We start from the raw sequence: 19017 nt of genomic DNA, 5'->3' as shown, positions 1-19017 counted from the left end.
TCGTCGCGGGCGGAAAACCGGAAATTCGGTCAGTCGGCGGCGCCGGCGGTCGCGTAGCCGCCGCCGACCATCTCGGACGTCTCCGCGGCCTCGGCCACGTGGGCGTGTTCGGCGAGCCAGCGCTCGGCATCGATCGCCGCGGTGCAGCCGCTGCCCGCCGCCGTGACGGCCTGCTGGTAGGTCTGGTCCACCAGGTCACCGGCGGCGAAGACGCCGTCGACGTTCGTGTACGAGCTGCGGCCCTGGGTGAGCACGTAGCCCGACTCGTCGACCTCGATCTGGTCGCGGAACAGTTCGTTGCGCGGGTCGTGGCCGATCGCGACGAAGAAGCCCGTCACATCCAGCGTGGACTCCTCGCCCGTCACCGTGTCCTCGACCTTCAGGCCGCTCACGGTGCCGTCGCCGAGCACCTCGGTGACCTGCGAGTTCAGCTCCCAGCGGATCTTGGGGTTCTGCTGGGCACGCTCGAGCATGATCTTCGAGGCGCGGAACTCCTCGCGGCGGTGGACGATCGTGACGGTCTTGGCGAACTTCGTCAGGAACGTCGCCTCCTCCATCGCCGAGTCACCGCCGCCGACCACGGCGATGTCGTGCTCGCGGAAGAAGAAGCCGTCGCAGGTCGCGCACGACGACACGCCGCGGCCGAGCAGTTCCTGCTCACCGGGCACGCCGAGGTACCGCGGCGCGGCACCGGTCGCGAGGACGACCGCGCGGGCGGCGTAGCGCTTGCCGTTCGCGGTGACGTACTTGACGTCGCCGGTCAGCTCGAGCTGCTCGACGTCCTCGGCGCGCAGGTCCGCGCCGAACGTCTTGGCCTGCTCGCGCATCTCCTCCATCAGGTCCGGGCCCTGGATGCCGGACCGGAAGCCGGGGTAGTTCTCCACCTCGGTCGTCGTCATGAGGGCACCGCCGAACTGGGATCCCTCGAACACCAGCGGCTCGAGCTGTGCGCGCGCCGCGTACACGGCCGCGGTGTACCCCGCGGGACCCGACCCGACGATGATCAGGTTCCGTACGTCCTCTGCAGCCACTGGGTTTCCTCCGCTTCGATAACGCCTGACACCGGGTCCAACAGCATCGTAGGGGCGTCTGTTCCCGCCGCGGGCCACGCCCGGATGTGACGGGCCTTTCGTCAGCTCCGCTCCCGAGATGTGGACACCGCAGCGAAAGGCCGGCGGCGTCCGTGTCGGATCGCCGCCGGCCTTCCACCGGATTCGTGTCGGGCCTCGTTCGGCCGCCCCTGCTCAGCCGCCCGCGCCGACGACCCGGTCGAGCACCGGCGCCGACGTGCAGTCCGGGCTCACCGCGACCATGCGGAACTGGGCGGTCTTGCCCGTCGTGTAGAGCGCCAGGACGGCTTCCTGCCCGTCGATCGTGACCGGCCGCACCCCGGCCGGGTCCTTGCTCGGGTCGGCGCCCGCCGCCTGGACACAGGCGTCGAGGCGGCTCTTGGTCTCGAGAGGGCCGTAGTCACGCACCCCCGCGATGCTGTTCATCGCCGCCGAGGCCAGCTCGCCGTTGTCCTTCGACAGCGCCAGCGGTCCGGAGCCGTCCGACGGTGCACCCGCGTCGCCGTCGCCCGCCTGCTCCGACTGCTCCGACGGTGCCGGCTGCGCGACGCCCGGCGTCTCGTCGCCTCCGCCGAGGTTCGGCACGACGATCGCGACCGCGGCCACCACGGCCGCCGCCACCGCGACGAAGCCGGCCGCTATGCCCTGCTTCTTCCGCCTGCTGCGAGCCCGGTCGAGGCTGACGACGTTGGTACCTGCGGCCTGCTGCTCACGGGTGCGCTGTTCGTCGGCGATCGCCGCGTCGATCCGCGCCGCCACGTCGGCGGGCATCGGCTCGACCGGCTCGTCCCGCAGGGAACCCAGGTCCGCCTGGGCCGCCTCCAGCGCCTCGATGACGGCTCGCGCCTCCGGGTCGGCGTCGACGCGAGGCCACAGCTCGGCCGCCTCGCTCTCGCTCAGCGCACCGGCGTGCAGGTCGGCGAGCACGTCGACAGACAACGCGGAACCGTCGGCGGCCCCGCCATTCCCCCTGAACTCGTCCGTCATCGTCGTCCCTCCCCGTGTTTGCTTTCGTAAGTTGGGACGCCGCCTTCCTCGGTCGGGTTCCGCAGATGACCGAGAAGTTTCGCCAGTTTGGAGCGACCTCGCGCACACCTGCTCTTAACCGTCCCGTCAGCGATGCCGAGCATCTCCGCGGTCTCGGACACCGAGTACCCCTCGACGTCGACGAGCACGATCGGGGCGCGCTGGTCCTCCGGCAGCTGGTCGAGCGCCTCTTTGATCACCAGGGACGTCTCGCGCTCGGCCATCGAGTCGCGCGGGACGGCCGGTTCCTGGTGACCCTCCTCGGGGAGCGGCACGGTCGGCTTGGCCTGCCGCCTGCGGATCCGGTCGAGGCAGGCGTTCACGACGATCCGGTGCAGCCACGTCGTGACCTGCGACTCCGCGCGGAAGTTCGATGCCGCGCGAAAAGCCGAGATGAACGCGTCCTGCAGGGCGTCGGCGGCCTCCTCGGGGTCGCGGACCGTGCGCAAGGCGACGGCCCACATGCGGTCTCGGTGTCTGCGTACGAGCTCGTTGAACGCATGCGGATCGCCGGCGGCGTGCGCCTTGATCAGATCCGCATCCGTCGGCTCGGCGGTGGGCGCTGTCACCCGGAAGAGATTACTAAGGAGCGCCGGAGCGTGAGCACGCCCTGCTCGGATCGTCCGGGTGAGATCGCCTGCGTCCGGAATGCGCGGGTCGCCGCCGCGGGCTCGGCGACGGCCGGTGCTCGGTCGTCACGCCGACGGCAGGAACTTCACCTCGCCGAACTCCGAGGTGAACTCGGGTTCCTGACCGGAAAGCGTCTTGACCCACACGACCACGTACGTGCTCTCGACAGGCCGGTCGAGCGAGATCATTGTGTTCACGTCGTCGAGCTTGCCCTGGCCGACGACCTGCGTGTCGTCGAGGGCGGCGTCCGGCGAATCGGCCGTGCGGATCTGGACCTCGGTGCCCGGACTGTCGGCCACGACCCGCACCTTCGACAGGTCGATGGGCTGGTCGAACGTCGCGAGCAGTCCGACACCGCGCTTCAGGGCGGGCAGCTGCTGCTTGTACAGGTCGGTGCGCCACACGGTGGCGGGATCGCCGTCGGTGGCCTTCGGCGCGTCCTCGGGGCTGTCGCCCTCGCCCTCGGGGTTGTAGACGGTGATCTCCGACGGTGACACCGGCTGCCCGGTTCGCCCCTGCCTGCCGTCGTTTCCGCCGTTGCCGTCGTTCCCGCCGTTCTGGCCACCGTTCTGCCCGGCCTGCTGTTCGGCGGTCGGGTCGGCGAGGTTCACGGGCGGGCCCGAGGTGTCGCCGTCGTCCTGGAAGAAGTTGATGGCCATCATGCCGAGCCAGGCGAGCACGGCGACGGCTGCGCACACGAGCGCGGTGACGCCGAGGGCGAGCTTGCGCCTGCGGGCCTTGTCCTTCGACGGCTTCTTCGTCGTCCACACGCTGCCGTCGGGCTCGGCCGGTTCGGCGGGTTGCTTGGCGCGCTCGGCGGCTTCCGCCGCCTGGTCGAGTGCCCGCAGGATCGCCGCACTGGTGCGGATGCCGCCGTGGTCGCCGTCCTCGATGGTGCGCACCGACAGCGCCGACAGTTCCTGCGGCACGCGGGGCTGGAGCGACTTGGCGGGCACGATCCTGCCGGTCGGCGACTTCGGCGCGGGCGGCAGCGCGGGCGGACCCCCCGGCAGTGCCCAGCGGCCGGTGAGCAGCAGGTACAGCACCGAGCCGAGCGCCTTGACGTCGTCGCGGAGGGTGGCGTCGGGCAGCGGGCCGGGGAAGGCCAGCCGCAGCCTGCCGTCCGGGGTGAGCCGGAGCCGCTGCGGGTGGTCGATACCGAGTACGAGGCCGGACTGGTGCGCCTGGTCGACCGACTCGGCCAGGGCACGCACCATGCGCGCCGCCGCGCCCGGTTCGACGGGGCGCTCGGCGACGAGGTCGATCAGGTCGGTGCCCTTCGTCCACTCGGCCACGACGATGCCCAGCAGTCCCTCGGACGAGGAGATGCCGCTGCCGAGGGACAGGACGTCGAGTACGCGGGCCACGCCGGGGTGCTCGAACGTCGCGGCGTGCGCGGCGCGTTCCAGCGTGCGCCTGCCGAGCAGGGCGGCCTCGGGGTCGGCCGGGTCGCCGACGAGCATGGTCAGTGCGACGTCGCGGCGGAGCTGCCCGTCGCGTGCCCGCCACAGATGCGCGCCCGCGCGTTCGTCGATGCCGAACTGCGCGAGCAGGCGGTAGCGGCCGTCACCGACGACTCCGCCGGGCGCCAGCGCACCACGCTGCGCTCTCGTGCCCATCCGGCCTGACCCCCTAGGTTCGGTTGTCGCTCCCTGCTGTCTCTAGGAGAGGGTACGTGAACACGCAGTGCAAGGGCGGTGTCTTCCGCCTCTAGCCGCGTTTGAGCAACCGGGTGACCCTCCTGGTCACCGGCGTGAGCTCGTCCACCTTGAGTGCCATCAGCACTCCGAACGAGACACCCAATCCGACGATGCCCTGCAGGATCAGGGTCACCCAGGCGCCGCCGATCGCCCCGAAGAAGTCCGGGACCAGCATTCCCGCGGCGGCAGCGGCGGCCGCACCGAGCACGCTCGCCACGACGGTGAACAGGATGACACCGACGACCCGCTTGCTGCGCAGGTTGCCCAGCTTCACCCACAGCCAGACCTGCCCGAGCACGGCGCCGACGACGAACACCAGCGAGTTGACCATCATCACGCCGAGCACGACGTGGGTGGGCGACAGCAGCGCCTGCGCGAGGTACAGCAGCGGGATCTTCACCGCCGTCATCACGACCATGATCAGCGTCGGCGTGCGCGAGTCCTTCATCGCGTAGAACACGCGCATCTGCAGCATGACGAGCGCGTACGGCAGTAGCCCGAACGCCGAGACCGCAAGCGCTTGCCCCAGGCGTTGCGCGTCCTCGACCGAGCCCTTGCCCAGTGCGAACAGGGCGACACCGATCGACGTGCCCGCCACGGCCATGACCGCGGAGACCGGCAGCAGCATCAGCGTCGTCAGCCGGGAGCCGTAGGACAGGTCGCCGACCAGCCTGCGGTGGTCGCCGTCGGCCGCGGCCCTGCTCATCTTCGGCATCAGCGCGGTCAGCAATGACACGCCGATGACGCCGTACGGCAGCTGGAACAGGAGCCACGCGTTCGAGTAGATCGACGCGCCGCCCGCCGCGCCCGCGGTGAGCACGCGGGTGTTGATGACCATGCCGATCTGGCTGACGACGACGTACCCGAGGATCCACGCCGCGAGCCCGCCGAACTCCTTCAGCCGCTCGTCGAGGCCGAAGTTCCACTTGAACCGGAACCCCGAGGCGCGCAGGGCGGGCACGAGGAACAGAGCCTGTGCGGTCATGGCCGACAGCACGCCGAGGCCCAGCACGAGCACCTGCGGGTCGCTCATGCTCGTCGGCACGATCGTCGGATCGCCGGGGACCAGCGCGAACGCGATGATCGTGACGATGATGACCATGTTGTTGATCACCGGGGCCCACTGGGCGGGGCCGAAGATCTGCTTGGCGTTGAGCACCGCCGACAGCACCGCGAACAGGCCGTAGAACAGCAGGCCCGGCAGCAGCAGGTACGCGAACCACGTCGCCAGCTGGGGGTTCGCCGCGCCCGAGTCGTCCATCAGCAGCGACGTCAGCCACGGCGCGGCGGCGGTCGAGACGATCGTGCCGATGCCGAGGATCGTGATCGCCATCGTGATCAGCCGCTGGGTGTACGACTCGCCGCCGTCCGGGTCGTCCTGCGACCGCACGAGCAACGGCACGACGACGCTGGTCAGCACACCGCCGAGCAGCAGCTCGTTGATGATCAGCGGCATCGTGTTGGCGACCGTGAACGAGTCGTACAGCACGCCGAGCGTGGCCACCCACGCCAGCAGCACCTTCCACAGGAACCCCGTGATGCGGCTGGTCATGGTCGCGATCGCCATGCGGCCCGTGGCCTTGGCCAGCGACTGCTTCTTCGCCGCGGGTTTCGGCTCGGCCTCCGGTTCGGCGCGCTCGTCGACGCCGACGGGCGGGATTCGTTCGCCGATGTCGGTGTGCCGGGGACCGTCGAGGATCCGCGGCATCATCTGCGTCGCGAGCTCGTCGTACGGGCCCTGCACGTCCGGATCTATCCCCGGCCAGCGCGCCGAGCGCGGCGGGATGTAGACCGTCGCGTCGGGCTCGCGCGGTGGTGGCGGGGGTGTCGGGCGCCCCTGTGGTCCGCGCGGGGCCGGCCGGTCCACGGGTGCCACGGGCCGGGTGGGCTCGTGCGACGGCGCGTCGTGCGGTGGGCGCGCGGGCTCGCCGGGAACGCCCGCGTCGGCCTGACCGTCGGGGGGCGGTCCGCCTTGCCACGGGCGCACCGGACCGCGCCGCGCGGCCTCGGGAGGCCTGCCCCGGCGTGGTGGTTTCCCGCGCGGGTCGGGCGGGAGCTGTTCGTCTGGTGGCGGCCATCCACCGGCCGGTGTCCCCGGGGACGCGTGGGGCGGCCGGTCGGCGGGCGGCTCGGGCGCCGGGCGCTCCTGGGGCGGCCGGCTCTCCGGAGGAGGCGGTACCGGCCGGTCACGGCGGGTGCGGTCCGGAGGAGGAGGCGCCTGCCTCCCCTGCGTGTGAGGTCCCGGCGGTTGCGGACCGGGTCCGGGCGCCTGTGGGCCGGGTGACGGCGGGGGGCCGGGCGGGCCCGCGGGTGGAGCGCCGTGACCCGGCGGGTCGGCGGGTCGCCGACGCCGTGGTGGCTCCTGGCCCGGGTCGGCGGGCGGCCTGCCCGGGGGCGGACCCGGCGGCGGCCCCGCCGGTGGCTGTGCACCCTGCGGGGGTGGCGGAGCGCCGTGCCGGGGACGACGTTCGCCGTCGGGTGGCGGCATACGCCGGTCGCCGGCCTCGGGGGCACGGCGACCGTTCCGTTGCGGATCGTCGGGTCCGGCTGGTGGCTGTGGCGCCGGCCCCGGCGGCGGTGCGGGACGGGACGGTGGCGCGGGACGCGCCGGGTCCGCCTGCGGCCGCCGTGGTTCGCGCGGGGCGCCGTTCGGACGTTCGCGGCGGCCCTGCCGGTCGAGATCGCCCGAGTCGTCCGACCGGCCGGGGTCGTCCGGCCGTGCGGCCTCGTCCGGCCACGCGGAGTCACCCGGCCACTGCATTGCGTCATCCCCCTCGGATGTCGCAGGCCCCCCTGGCCTCGCCGGTCCTCCCGGCCTGCCCCCGGGTTCGGGTGGCCGGCCCGGCTGTCTGTCCAACGCGTGCCCCATCAACTCGGCGTCAAGCTCGGTTCAGGGTAATGCGCTCGCCGGTAAAACTCAGGTCGGGAACGACTTCGGATGCGTCGGCTTCGCCCGGCCGGTACGAGTCAGGACGACGCGTCGCCCTCGTCGCGGTGCCTGATCCGGCGGACGATCCGCCTGCCGGACAGCAGCACCAGCGCCACGCCGGCGACGATCGTGATGACGAGGGTCACGGTCGAAAGTTCCGTGGAGCTGAGTTCCAGCTCGGCCGGCTCGCCGAGCGTGGTGCCGCCGGGCGTGCTGAGCGACACCGTGATCTTGAACCGCCCCGACCGGAGCGTCTCGGCGGGGACCTGCGGGCTGAACGTGCTGTCGGCCGACAGCGTCTGCACCGGGATGTGCGCAGGCCGCAGCCCCGCGATGTTCTCGAGTTGCAGGCGTACGCGGATCTGCACCGGCAGGTCGTTGGTGACGCTCACGGGCAGCGGGGCGGACTCGGACCCGCGCAGCACCGGCTGGGCGAGCGTCGCGACCGTGACGTGTCCCGTCAGGTCGGTGAGCTGGTCCTCGGCGCTTCGGGCGGCCGCGGTCGCCGAGGCGGGCCGGGTCGCCCAGGCCGCGGACGTCGCGCGGATGACGGCGTTGTGCAGCGGCTGCAGCAGCTCGGCGGGCGGCACCTGCCGGGTGGGATCGACGCGCATCGCGCGGCTGAGGTCGGCGGTCGTCGACTCGGTCCTCGACAGCGAATCGAGGAGCTCGGCGTCGAGTGCGGCCGAGGCGGAGCCGTCACCGGGCTCCCGTGCCGGCACGGCGTCCTGCGGTGGGGCCGACAGCACCTCGTCGAGCGGTGTCGGCGTGAGCATGTTCGCGCCCTGCAGCTGCGCGTAGGCGTCGAGGAACGCGGTCAGCTCGCCGGTCGTCGCGTCGATCCGCCGTGGGGGCGCGATCACCACGGGTCCGCCGGTCTGTTCGCCGAGCCCACCGCGCAGCGCCAGCGCCGCGATGCCGTTCTGGGTGGCGACCTCGGTGTCGTTCACGGCGGTCAGCCGGTTCCCGCGGGCCTTGCGCCCGGTCAGCGCAGCCGACACGAGCGGATCGTACGTGAGTGTCCGCGCCTGACCCGCGGTCGAGACGCGGCCGATGGTGTCGGCTCCCGCCGACGCGGTCGGCGGGACCAGGAACGTCCGCGCGCCGGCCTCGGCGGCCGCCGACATGGCGTCCTGGTCGAGCGCCCCCGCGGGCCACACGACGCCGGGCCGAGGCTGCACCCCGGTCCGGCGCAGAATCGACGCCCCGCCGCTGACGGCCATCCGCATCAGGTCGGTCTCCGAATCGACCTCGGTGAGCGTCTCCAGGTCGGCGTCGGCGTAGGGCAGCTGGACGACGCAGTGCGAGGCGACGAGTGACCGGAGCTTGTCGAGCCAGTTGCGTGCGTCCTGCGATCCCTGGCCCTCGACGTGGCCGTCGGTGGTGCGGACCCGATATCCGTCGGCCATGGCCTCGACGGTGCCCAGCAGTTCCGGGTCGATCGCGAAGCACATCGACCCGAACAGCGCCGCATTCTCCTGCTTGGCCAGTGCGGACTCGACCAGGGCGTCGAGCCTGCCGCCGGGGGCGAGTGCCGTGGCCAGGCCGTCGTCGGCGAGGACGATCGAACCGTCGTGGGGCTGTGACACCACGCGCGGCCGGGCCGCCGTGAGGGGCCACAGCAGCGTGGTTTGCGCGGGTGCGGCCTCGCTCGGCGGGTCGATCACCGGCAGCAGCAGGTTCATCGACGCCAGCCGTGCGGGCCCGCCGTACTCGGGCGTGCCGTTGACGTTGACCAGCAGGGGGTAGACGCCGGGAGTGCCCAGCGGCAGGTCGGCCGCGGGGACGTCGAAGCGCACCGGGGCCGACTCGCCGGGCGAGAGCGTGTCGGCGAGCGTGACCCAGGCGGTCGTGCCCGCGTCGGCGGGCGGCGGCTCGGTGACGGCCCGCTGGAACGCGTTCGTCGTCGGCACCGCCTGGCCGACCTGCAGGCGCGCCACCACCTCGGAGATGTCGCGGTCTCCGGTGTTGGTGACCGTTCCGGTGACCTGTACGCGCGTGCGGTCGGCCTCGCCCGCCGTGAGCACGCGCGGCGAGAAACTGCCGATGTCGAGGCTGAGCAGGTCGGGGCCGCTGAGCCGCTGGGCGGGCTGCGGCCCGCCCAGGCCGGGCCGCAGGTGAGCGGCCCGATCGGCGGCGACCGCCGACGTCGTGGCGGCCGCGGTGGCCGGTGGAACGGGCAGCCCCTGGGTGAGGAGGAAGGCCAACGCCAGCGCGAACGCGCTGAACCTCTTCACTGCTCGCCGCCTCCGTGCCTGGTCGTGCCTGCCCGTGCGCGTGTCCGCTAGCCGAACAACTCGCGTGCCTTGCGCACGAGCTTGCGCTCATCGGTGTAGGCGAGCCGTGAATCCAGTTCGTCGAGCGGGACCCAGGCCACTTCGGTGACCTCCACGTCGTCGTCGGACAGCTCGCCGCCGTGTGCCTCGAGGAGGAAATGATGCACCGTCTTGTGAATCCGCCTGCGCTCGGCCACGAACCAGTAGTCGATCGAGCCCAGCGGACGGACCACACGTGCCAGGATGCCGGTTTCCTCCCGAACCTCGCGCACGGCCGTGTCCTCGACGGTCTCACCGTCCTCGATGTGCCCCTTCGGCAGGGACCACAGCAGCCTGCCGTGCCGGTTCAGCCTGCCGATGAGCGCGGCGTGCGTGCGGGCGCGATCGACCACGAGACCACCGGCGGAGGTCTCGTCGACAGTCGTCATGCGCCGCCCGCGACGGCGCCGCGGCCGGCGCCGTGGTGTGGCATCACCGGAGCGACCGGCCGATCCAGGCATGCTGCGATGCTAGATCACATGCCGCCGCCGGTAGGCTGGCTTGCTGTGTCCGTGTTGAACCCGATCCCGCGCGTGCCCGCGTGGGGCGCCGACGTCGCGGAGGTCGCGCAGGCGTGAACCAGGCCGCCGTGAACACCACCGAATCCCAGCTCCGGGCGATGAAGGAGGCTCAGCGCAACGCGGTCGCCGAGTTGCTGCGGGTCTCCCCCGTCGCCGACGAGCTGGCCGCGCGGTTCGCCGACGCGGGCCACCGGCTGTACCTGGTCGGGGGGAGCGTCCGCGACGCCCTGCTGGGCAGGCTGTCGTCCGACCTCGACTTCACCACCGACGCGCGCCCGGAGGCGATCCAGCAACTGGTGTCCGGCTGGGCCGAGGCCGTGTGGGACACGGGCATCGAGTTCGGCACGGTCGGCGCGGCCAAGGGCGGCGTGCAGCTGGAGATCACCACCTTCCGCGCGGACGTCTACGACCGGGTGAGCCGCAACCCCGAGGTGTCGTTCGGCGACACGATCGAGGGTGACCTGGTGCGCCGGGACTTCACCGCCAACGCGATGGCGATCGAGCTGTCGACGAAGACGTTCGTCGACCCGCACGGCGGCATGGCGGCGCTCGCCTCCGGCATGCTGGACACGCCCGCCACGCCGGAGGAGTCGTTCGCCGACGACCCGCTGCGGATGCTGCGCGCGGCCCGGTTCGTGGCGCAACTGGACTTCACGCCCGCCGACCGGGTCGTCGCCGCGATGCACGACATGGCCGGCGAGCTGGAACGGATCACGGCCGAGCGGGTGCAGGCCGAGCTGTCGAAGCTGCTGCTCGGCACGGCGCCGCGGCGGGGCCTCGAGCTGATGGTCGACACCGGGCTCGCCGACGTCGTGCTGCCCGAGGTGCCCGGCATGCGCCTGGCGATGGACGAGCACCACCAGCACAAGGACGTCTACCAGCATTCGCTGACGGTGCTCGAGCAGGCGATCGACCTGGAGAGCTCGCACGAACCGACGTCCGAACCGGATCTGGTGCTGCGGTTGGCGGCGTTGCTGCACGACGTCGGCAAGCCGGACACGCGGAGGTTCGAACCCGGCGGCGGGGTGAGCTTCCACCACCACGAGGTCGTCGGTGCCAAGATGGCCCGCAAACGTTTGCGTGCGTTGCGGTACTCCAAGGAGATCGTGCAGGACGTGTCGCAGCTCGTGTACCTGCACCTGCGGTTCCACGGCTACGGCAACGGCGAGTGGACCGATTCGGCCGTGCGTCGCTACGTCAACGACGCGGACCACCTGCTGACGCGCCTCCACAAGCTGGTGCGCGCCGACTGCACGACGCGGAACCGGCGCAAGGCCGCCCAGTTGCAGCGCACCTACGACGACCTCGAGGCCCGTATCGCGCGGATCGCCGAGGAGGAGGACCTCAAGCGGGTCCGCCCCGACCTCGACGGCAACGAGATCATCCGCATCCTCGGGGTGGAGCCGGGGCCGATCGTCGGCCAGGCGTGGAAGCACCTCAAGGAGGTTCGCCTCGACCGTGGCCCGCTCGACCACGACGAGGCCGTCGCCGAGCTCCGCCACTGGGCCGCCGAGCAGGGAATCGACCCGGCGGGCTAGCCGCGACCGGCTGCCGCGTCAACCCCGCCACCCGTCCACCCCATGCTGCTCGTGGGGCGCCGTGGCGGCACGAAATCACGCGTACGGGCTGTCGGCGAACGGGCCGTTCGTGACGGTTACGCGCGCTCCAGGGCACCGGATTCGACGTGGGCGCCGACCGGACGCGGCGTCAGGTAGGCGACCGCCCCGCCGGGCAGCGGCCCCCACGGCGCCGTCACGCCCGTCAGCACGTGCAGCGGGCGCTTGACGACGAACGTCCGCAGGTCGCCCTCACGTTCGATCGGCAGCGACGTCTCCGGAAACGGCGTCCGGTCGGGGTGCAGCAGGTTGCCCTGTTCGTTTCCGAACCGTCGCAGGCGCGTCCCCACGGGCAGGGTGACCATGCGCTTGTTGCGGAAGAACGGCAAGGGTGGTTCACCGCGCAGCGGCTGCACCGGCCAGTCCGTCGGGTGTTCCTGTTCGGCCGACGTGCCGCCTGCCATGCGTCCCGGCAACAGCAGCAACGACCCCAGCAACGCCTCCGCGGCCTCGTGCACCCGTGCGAAGTGGCGCGGTTCGACCGGCTCCCCGTCCGCGTACCGCGCGACCTCCCAGCCGTCGCCCGTGCGGTGCAGGCACCACGCGTCGTCGGCGGTCTCCCCGATCCGGTACGCCGACTCGCCGATGCCGTACTCGGCCAACCGCAGCCGCAGCGCCGACAGCACCCCGGACGCGCGCAGCCGCCGCGGCTCCTCACCGCGCTGCACCTTCGTCAGCGTGCTCGGCGCGGCGACGTCCTCCGGAGCGCGGAGCGGGCGGGGCTTGCCCAGCAGGTCGGCCTCGGCCGTGGCGCGTACCGAGCGGCTCGCGTACGGCACGGTGTACTGCTGCGCCCGGATCGCGTCGAGCAGTTCCGGTTCCGGCGGGACGCCGTACTTGCGCAGGTAGTGCGGCACTGCGGCGGGCCAGACCCAGGTGCCGTCCGTGTGGAACGCGTCGGGCACGTCGTGGGTCGGCTGCGGAGCGAACACGTCGCGCAGCCCGCCCTGTCTGGCCAGCACCACCGGGGCGCGGAACAGGTATCCGAGCACGCGCGGGATCTCCTCCTGCGGGAGCGGTGGCCGGTTGACGATCGGCTGCTCGCCCTCGCCGCCACCGCCGTCGAGGACCCGCGCGTGCCGGAACTCGACGTCGAGCGGCCTGCCCGCCTTGCGCGCCAGCCACGGCGGCGGCTCCTTGCGCGGGAAGTACTCCAGTTCGGCGTCGTAGGTGCGCGCCGTGCGCCTGCCCGCGGGCGGCAGTTGCCACTGCGGTTCGTTCGCCGTGTCGAAGTCGAAGTCGAAGTTGCGCTCAAGGTCGAGCGCGTAGGTGCCTTGGAACCAGGTGCCGTCCTCGGGGGTGTACATCGCCGACCGCAGCTGCGACAGCAGCTGACCCAGCTGCGGCGGGGCGGACAGCGAGACCGCCGTGTCCTCACCGGCGTCGGCCTTCACCTCGAGTTCCGAGTAGTCGCCCACCTGGCGGAACTGTGCGGCCACTCGCTGCCAGCCGGACGGGAGGAAGCCCAGCAGCGTGCGCCCGATCGCCTTGAGCAGCGCCTGCACGTCGCCCGTGCCCGGTTCGCTCCGTGGGGCGTGGGCGGCGGCGAAGTCGTGCCGCTCCTGCCACAGCGCGGTGATCGTGTCCGGGTCTTTCACGCGCGTGGTGAGGTCGGTGAGCCCGAGGTCGCGGGCGCGCTGCTCGTCGGTGCCGGTCCACCGCAGGACGAGTTCACCGTCGTCGGACGACGGTTCGACCAGGTACGGCTCGTCGTCGTGGAGACAGTAGGTGTGCAGCGCGAACGTCGCGGGCGCCTCCTCGGCGGGCACGACCTTGCCGCGGGTGCCGTGGGCCTCGGTGTCGAACTCCTCGGGTGCGTCCTCGCCGGGCAACGGCGTCAACAGCACGCTGGAATCCGCCGTCGAACGCTGCGCGCGGAACATGCGACCGTTCCACAGCGCGTACAACGCATCCGGGCGCTCCGCCACTTCGACTCGGTGTCGCACGCGTCCTCTCCCCCTCGCCTCGGCCTTCGCTCGGACCCCGTCCGCGGTTCGCGCGGGCTTTACTGTAACCACATTCGCCGAGCTCGCCCGCCGGTGTCGCGGCGCGGGAACCTCCGGCGTCCCGGCCGCGTTCGACCAGGTCGCACCCGGCGCGGGACACGCCCCCAGCGTCGTCCCGAACGGTCGGCCCCCGGCCCGGCCCGCCTCACCTTAACGGGTTACCGGTGACGGCGAGGTGGGATCCGCTCACTTACAGCAAGTTGCACGTGAGGTCCAGAGGGACGTTGGCGATACCGCAAACATCCCCTCCGTTCCCTTCGTCCACCCACGTGGGTGGGATCATGGCGGGCGTGCAAGCGGACTCCGAGGTGGAACCGGGAACACTGCTGGTCGCCGCCCCCACGATGTTCGACGAGAACTTCCGGCGGACGGTGGTGTTCGTCATCGATCATCGTGACGAGGGAACGCTCGGGGTCGTACTGAACCGGCCGAGCGAGGTGCCGGTCGGCGAGGTCCTGCCCGGTTGGGGCTCGCACGTCGTCGAGCCGGAGTCGGTGTTCGTCGGCGGCCCGGTTGAGAAAAAGACGGCACTGTGCCTGGCCGCATTGCGTACGGGCGAGGACGCCTCCGAACTCGAGGGCCTCATCGCCGTCCGCGGCCCCGTGGCGCTCGTCGACCTCGACGCCGATCCCGACGAGCTCGTCGCCAAGGTGCGCGGCATGCGCGTGTTCGCCGGCTATGCGGGCTGGGACGCGGGACAGCTCGCCGCGGAGATCAACCGCGGCGACTGGCTGATCGTGCCCGCGCTGCCGGGGGACGTCCTGGCCACGCCCCACCGCGACCTGTGGGCACACGTCCTCCGCAGGCAGGGACTGCCGACCGCCCTGCTCGCCACCCACCCGGGCGACCTCCAACTCAACTGAACACCCGCCTCCGCGCGTGTTGCGGTTTCCGGAGACCGTGTTGCGGTTTCAGGGGATCGTGTTGCCGTTTCGGGGGACCTGCCCGCCTGCCTGTCCTCCCTGTTCGAGCTCGCCGATCAGCGCCGCGACGTCGGCACCGGCCGCGACGAGGGCGACCGTGCGCCGGGCGATGTCGGCGAGCCTGCCCTGCAGCGCCTCGACGGGGCCGTCGACGTGGCCGAGCGCGCGAACGGTGTCGAGCGTGCGCCGCACCGCGGGGATGCCGTACCCCGCGGCGCGCAACGCGACGGTGATGCGTGCCTCGCGGATGGCGTGTTGCGGATACCGCCGTGCGCCGTACGACGTCACCCGCTCCGGCAGGACCAGTCCCTCGCGCTCCCAGAACCGCAACGTCGACGTGCGCAGCCCGAGTGCCTCCGCCAGCCGGCCGATGGACATCGCGTCGGCGGCCGTCTCCGCCGGATCGGACTCGGTGCTGATCGCGCGGAGTGCGGCGACGGCGTCGAGCGCCTGGGTGCGCAGCCGGGCGAGGTCGACGTGGAGTGCGCTGACGACGGCGGCGGCCTCGTCGAGCGGCAGGCTGCGCAGCTCGCGCAGGGTGCGGCGCGCCACCACGGGGCCGATCGCGGTGGCGAGTCCGCGGTAGGCGCGCAGCGCGACGACGTGCCGGTTGTCGAAGCGGCGGTAGTTGTTCGGGGCGCGGGCCGCGGGTGGGATGACGCCGAGTCGTTCGAGGTCGCGAACCTGCTGTGGGCTGTAGCCCGAGGCTCCGGCGAGTGCCGCCGTGGTCAGCGGGCGGTCGCCGGGCGTGGAACCCTCCATAAGCACTTCAATAACAGACTTGAGGCATGACCATCGACGACATTCTCGGCCGCGTCCGCACCTTTCCCGGTTCGCTCGTGCTCTCCCCGGAGGCGGGTGGCGAGTACCCGGAGGTCGCGTGGGGCGACCACTTCGTCTACTACGCACCCGACGGACGGGTTCCGCAGCGCATCCAGCCCTACGCCACGATCGTCACGAAGAACTACCCCGGCGACGAGGAGTCGCGACTCGACGCCGACGGCCGATGGCGGATCAACATCCACGTCACGCGCGAGCGGTTCGCCACGTTGGTCGGGCAGGACGCCTCGACTGTGGACTTCGCAGGCGTCGACCTCGCCGCGGCCGACACGGTGTTGCCGCACCCTGTGTACGCACGCGCGGGTCTGGTGGCCGTCGTGAGCCCGGGTGAGCGCACCGGCGCGCTCGTCGCGGACCTGCTGCGTGACGCCCACGACCGCGCCATGGCGCGCGCGAACCGGACCTGACCGTCTCATCGCGACGACGGGCCTGGCCGGGCACGGCCCGATCGACGACGCGGCCCGGGCGCCGGGGTCCGATCGACGCGGCCCGATCGACGCGGCCTGATCGCCGGGGACCGGTGCTGCTCGCGGCAAGGGCCTTCGATGCGCTGCGCTGCGGGGAGAAACCTCCTACGGTCGGGGGATGCGCCGTCTGTTGCTTCTCGTTCTCGCAGTCCTCGCCGCCGCGTTCGGTGCGTTCGTTGTCGGAATGCGCCGCAAATCGCCGATCCTGCAGGACAGGGTGCGGCAGTTCAGCAAACACGTCATGACACCTGCCGTCCTGCCGACCGCCGGAACAGCGGGCCAGGGAAACGGTGTGGTGCATCACCGCGGGCGCACGAGCGGCCGCGAGTACGCCACGCCGGTGACGCCGCTTCCCATCGCCGGCGGCTTCCTCATCGGGCTGCCGTACACCGCGCGGGTCGACTGGGCCCGCAACATTCTCGCCGCGGGCGGAGCCACGGTGGAGTTCGACGGCGAGCGGCACGAGGTCACCGATCCCGTCGTCGTGTCGTACGACGAGGTCGAGGAGCTGCTGCCGCGTGGCCAACGTCTCGTGGCGAAGGTCTTCGCGCTCGACGAGTTTCTGCGGGTGCGCACCGTCGCGGAGACGTGACTCGGCCGTGTCTGTAACAGCGCTTATGTAAGTGCTGTTACAGTTGCACGGTGACCGACGAAAGCCCTGACCACGGCGATCCGACCGACGTCGGATTCTGGCGTCCGCTCCGACGGCTCCAGGACGCCATGGACGCCGAGATCGCGCGGCTCTACGCCGAACGTGGCGTCGATGTCCGGCCGCGGCACACCATGCCGCTGATCCGCCTCGGCAGACGCGGGCCGATGACCATCCGCAGGCTCGCCGAATCGACCGAGGTCACGCATTCGGCGATGAGTCAGACGGTCGCCTCGCTCCGCGGCGACGGCCTCGTCACCACGCGCCCCGGTGACGACGCCCGCACCCGCGTCGTCGAACTCACCGACGCCGGCCGTGAGCTGGTGCCGTTCCTCGAGGCCGAGTGGCGCGCCACCGAGGAGGCGGTCGCCGAGCTCGACGCCGAACTGCCGTACTCCTTCACGCGGGTCGTCGAGGACATGGCCGCCGCGCTCGAACGCCGTTCCTTCCGGGATCGCATCGCGGGCAGGTTGCCGGACGCGCCGTGAGCCTGCTCGGTGCGCTGGTCGACGTGCGGCCGCTGCGGACCAATGCGGAGTTCCGCAGGCTGTGGATCAGCACATCGGCGTCGACGTTGGGGCAGCAGGTCGCCGTCGTGGCGGTGCTCGCGCAGGCGTGGGCGCTGACCGGCAGCTCGTTCGCGGTCGGCGCGGTCGGGTTGGCGCAGGCCGTCGGCATGGTGGTGTGCGGGCTCGTCGGTGGCTCGCTGGCGGACGCCGTCGACCGGCGACGGCTCGTGCTCCTCACCACGATCGGCCAGACGGCAGCAGCGGCACTCCTGGCTGCGCAAGCGTTTGCGGAGCTGCGGTCGTTCGCGTTGATCCTGGTGCTGGTGGGGCTGCAGGGCGCGCTGGCCGGCCTCGGGGCACCCGCCCGGCGGACTCTCGCCGTCAAGCTTCTGCCGTCCGGGCAGCTCAGCGCAGGGCTGGCGCTGTCGAGTCTGAGCTTTCAGGTGGCGCTGCTCGTGGGGCCTGCGCTCGGCGGGGTGGCCACGGCGGCGTGGGGACCCGCCGGTGCGTACGCGCTCGACGCCGCGTTCCTGCTGGTCGCCGCCTTCGGGATCGGCGGGCTGCCCGCGATTCGCCCCGAGGGAGGTGAGCGTCCCGGCCTGCGGTCCATCGGTGCGGGCCTGCGATTCGTCGTCAGCGACCCGGTGCTCGGCGGATCGTTCCTGACGGATGTACTGGCGACGGTGCTGGCCATGCCGGTGGCGCTGTTCCCGGCGATCGCGGCGGAACGGTTCGACGGCGACCCGCGGCTGATCGGCTGGTTCCTGTCGGCGATCGCCGTGGGCGGGCTGCTCGCCGGACTGGGGTCGGGCGTGTTCACGCGGGCGCGGCGGCTCGGGGCGGTGCAGCTCGCCGGCTCGCTGGGCTGGGGCGTGGCGCTGGTGGGGTTCGGACTGGCGGAGCCGTTGTGGGCCGCGCTTGGTTGTCTGGCGGTCGCGGGTGCGTGCGACGTCGTCGCCGTGGTGTCCCGCGGAGCGACGACGCAACTGGCGACGCCGGATTCGCATCGTGGCCGGGTGAGCAGTGTGGAGTTCGTCCTCGGCGCGGCGGGACCCGACGTGGGCAATTTCCGTGCGGGCGGTGTCGCGGGAATGACGTCGGCGCCGATCGCGGCGGTGTCGGGCGGTCTGCTCTGCGTGGTGGGCCTGTGCGTGGTGACGTTCGCCGACCGCCCGCTGCGAACCTTCGAACGCCCGTGACGTTGCAGTACTGAAAGCCCCCAAGGGCACCTTGGTGGCACTCAACGCGACCAAGGTGCCCTTGGGGGCATCGAAACGGCCTTCTACGCCTCGTCGGGTTGCGCGGCTGCAAGGGCGCCGCAGCCGCCTCCGCCGCACGCGCAGCCACCGCAGCCGGTGGGCTCGGGCGCCGGTTCGGGGACGGCCTGCGCCGCCCGATTCCCGAGCGCACCACCGCCCGCGACCAGCGCGAACATGCCGACGAGGCCGATCACGGCGGCGATCACCGTCCCCCAGACGGTCGGCATCACGAACCCGGCCACGCCCGCCAGCACACCGACGGCGCCCGCCACGACGGTCGGCAGCCCGGCGACCCGGTTCGCCACGCGGAACGCCTCGTCGCTGCGCAGCGTTGCCCGCGTGCGCACGCCCGCCCCGCGGTCACGAGGCAGCTTCTCGCGCAGGCCGAGGACACCGCCCCAGCCGACGAGGAGGCCGAGGACTGCGGGAATCAACGAGGCGACGATCACGACGATCACGAACCCGAGAATACGCAGCCGCGCCGGTCTCCTTGTCGACACCCGAACCGGCTGTGCGCAGCGTCATGCCCCGGGGAAACGCTCCACCGAACGCCGGCG

16 protein-coding genes are annotated in these 19017 nt (G+C 72.1%); 6 read left to right on the top strand and 10 right to left on the bottom strand.

Annotation, left to right across the window (positions count from 1 at the left end; translation table 11 throughout):
- Window positions 1-29 precede the first annotated feature (29 nt).
- The 7 genes from trxB to LY13_RS17995 form a co-directional block, all read right to left on the bottom strand.
- Window positions 30-1031: a thioredoxin-disulfide reductase gene (trxB, locus tag LY13_RS18025; RefSeq protein WP_253829720.1), complete on the bottom strand. Its 1002-nt coding sequence runs from the start codon at window positions 1029-1031 to the stop codon at window positions 30-32.
- A gap of 213 nt (window positions 1032-1244) precedes the next feature.
- Window positions 1245-2057, bottom strand: a complete 813-nt coding sequence (locus tag LY13_RS18020; protein WP_253829719.1) for an RsmA family anti-sigma factor — start codon at window positions 2055-2057, stop codon at window positions 1245-1247.
- Complete coding sequence (gene sigM / locus LY13_RS18015; RefSeq protein WP_183647489.1) at window positions 2054-2665, bottom strand: RNA polymerase sigma factor SigM; 612 nt, start codon at window positions 2663-2665, stop codon at window positions 2054-2056. Before sigM ends, LY13_RS18020 begins: the two co-directional genes overlap by 4 nt.
- A 126-nt stretch (window positions 2666-2791) precedes the next feature.
- Complete coding sequence (locus LY13_RS18010) at window positions 2792-4345, bottom strand: protein kinase family protein (protein WP_253829718.1); 1554 nt, start codon at window positions 4343-4345, stop codon at window positions 2792-2794.
- A gap of 91 nt (window positions 4346-4436) precedes the next feature.
- Complete coding sequence (gene murJ / locus LY13_RS18005; RefSeq protein WP_443678910.1) at window positions 4437-6212, bottom strand: murein biosynthesis integral membrane protein MurJ; 1776 nt, start codon at window positions 6210-6212, stop codon at window positions 4437-4439.
- A 1181-nt stretch (window positions 6213-7393) separates the two neighbouring features.
- A complete protein-coding gene (locus tag LY13_RS18000) occupies window positions 7394-9592 on the bottom strand; it encodes a DUF6049 family protein (protein WP_253829717.1) in 2199 nt (732 codons plus the stop codon).
- Between the two features lie 47 nt (window positions 9593-9639).
- Entirely contained in the window at window positions 9640-10131 is a 492-nt protein-coding gene (locus tag LY13_RS17995; RefSeq protein ID WP_253829716.1) for an NUDIX hydrolase, read from the bottom strand.
- A gap of 158 nt (window positions 10132-10289) precedes the next feature.
- Here LY13_RS17995 and LY13_RS17990 point away from each other — a divergent pair, with 158 nt between their 5' ends.
- On the top strand, window positions 10290-11729 hold the full coding sequence (locus LY13_RS17990) for a CCA tRNA nucleotidyltransferase (protein ID WP_253829815.1): 1440 nt from the start codon (window positions 10290-10292) through the stop codon (window positions 11727-11729).
- Between the two features lie 116 nt (window positions 11730-11845).
- Here LY13_RS17990 and LY13_RS17985 read toward each other — a convergent pair whose 3' ends face one another.
- The gene (locus tag LY13_RS17985; RefSeq protein ID WP_253829715.1) at window positions 11846-13753 is read right to left on the bottom strand and encodes a TNT domain-containing protein; all 1908 of its coding nucleotides are present in this window, start codon (window positions 13751-13753) and stop codon (window positions 11846-11848) included.
- Window positions 13754-14094: 341 nt separating this feature from the next.
- On the opposite strand from LY13_RS17985, the gene LY13_RS17980 reads away from it, so the two are divergent.
- On the top strand, window positions 14095-14676 hold the full coding sequence (locus LY13_RS17980; protein ID WP_183647503.1) for a YqgE/AlgH family protein: 582 nt from the start codon (window positions 14095-14097) through the stop codon (window positions 14674-14676).
- Window positions 14677-14724: 48 nt separating this feature from the next.
- On the opposite strand, the gene LY13_RS17975 is transcribed toward LY13_RS17980, so the two are convergent.
- A complete protein-coding gene (locus tag LY13_RS17975) occupies window positions 14725-15498 on the bottom strand; it encodes a MerR family transcriptional regulator (RefSeq protein ID WP_253829714.1) in 774 nt (257 codons plus the stop codon).
- 26 nt (window positions 15499-15524) lie between these two features.
- On the opposite strand from LY13_RS17975, the gene LY13_RS17970 reads away from it, so the two are divergent.
- From LY13_RS17970 to LY13_RS17955, 4 genes are all read left to right on the top strand, one after another.
- Entirely contained in the window at window positions 15525-15983 is a 459-nt protein-coding gene (locus LY13_RS17970) for a DUF6194 family protein (RefSeq protein WP_253829713.1), read from the top strand.
- Window positions 15984-16161: 178 nt separating this feature from the next.
- Window positions 16162-16635 carry a PNPOx family protein gene (locus tag LY13_RS17965; protein WP_253829712.1) on the top strand — a complete coding sequence of 158 codons (474 nt, stop codon included), beginning with the start codon at window positions 16162-16164 and terminating at the stop codon, window positions 16633-16635.
- 50 nt (window positions 16636-16685) lie between these two features.
- The gene (locus tag LY13_RS17960; protein ID WP_372493849.1) at window positions 16686-17180 is read left to right on the top strand and encodes a MarR family winged helix-turn-helix transcriptional regulator; all 495 of its coding nucleotides are present in this window, start codon (window positions 16686-16688) and stop codon (window positions 17178-17180) included.
- The gene (locus LY13_RS17955) at window positions 17177-18400 is read left to right on the top strand and encodes an MFS transporter (protein WP_253829711.1); all 1224 of its coding nucleotides are present in this window, start codon (window positions 17177-17179) and stop codon (window positions 18398-18400) included. Before LY13_RS17960 ends, LY13_RS17955 begins: the two co-directional genes overlap by 4 nt.
- Before the next feature lie 83 nt (window positions 18401-18483).
- Here LY13_RS17955 and LY13_RS17950 read toward each other — a convergent pair whose 3' ends face one another.
- Window positions 18484-18909 (bottom strand): SdpI family protein, encoded by a 426-nt coding sequence (locus LY13_RS17950; RefSeq protein ID WP_253829812.1) that lies wholly within the window; start codon window positions 18907-18909, stop codon window positions 18484-18486.
- Between the last annotated feature and the right edge of the window lie 108 nt (window positions 18910-19017).

It is taken from the genome of Prauserella aidingensis (genome assembly GCF_024171865.1).
Classification (GTDB): domain Bacteria; phylum Actinomycetota; class Actinomycetes; order Mycobacteriales; family Pseudonocardiaceae; genus Prauserella; species Prauserella aidingensis.
The sequence above is the reverse complement of the archived record's forward strand: the minus strand, read 5'-3'. Positions and strand labels throughout refer to the sequence as shown.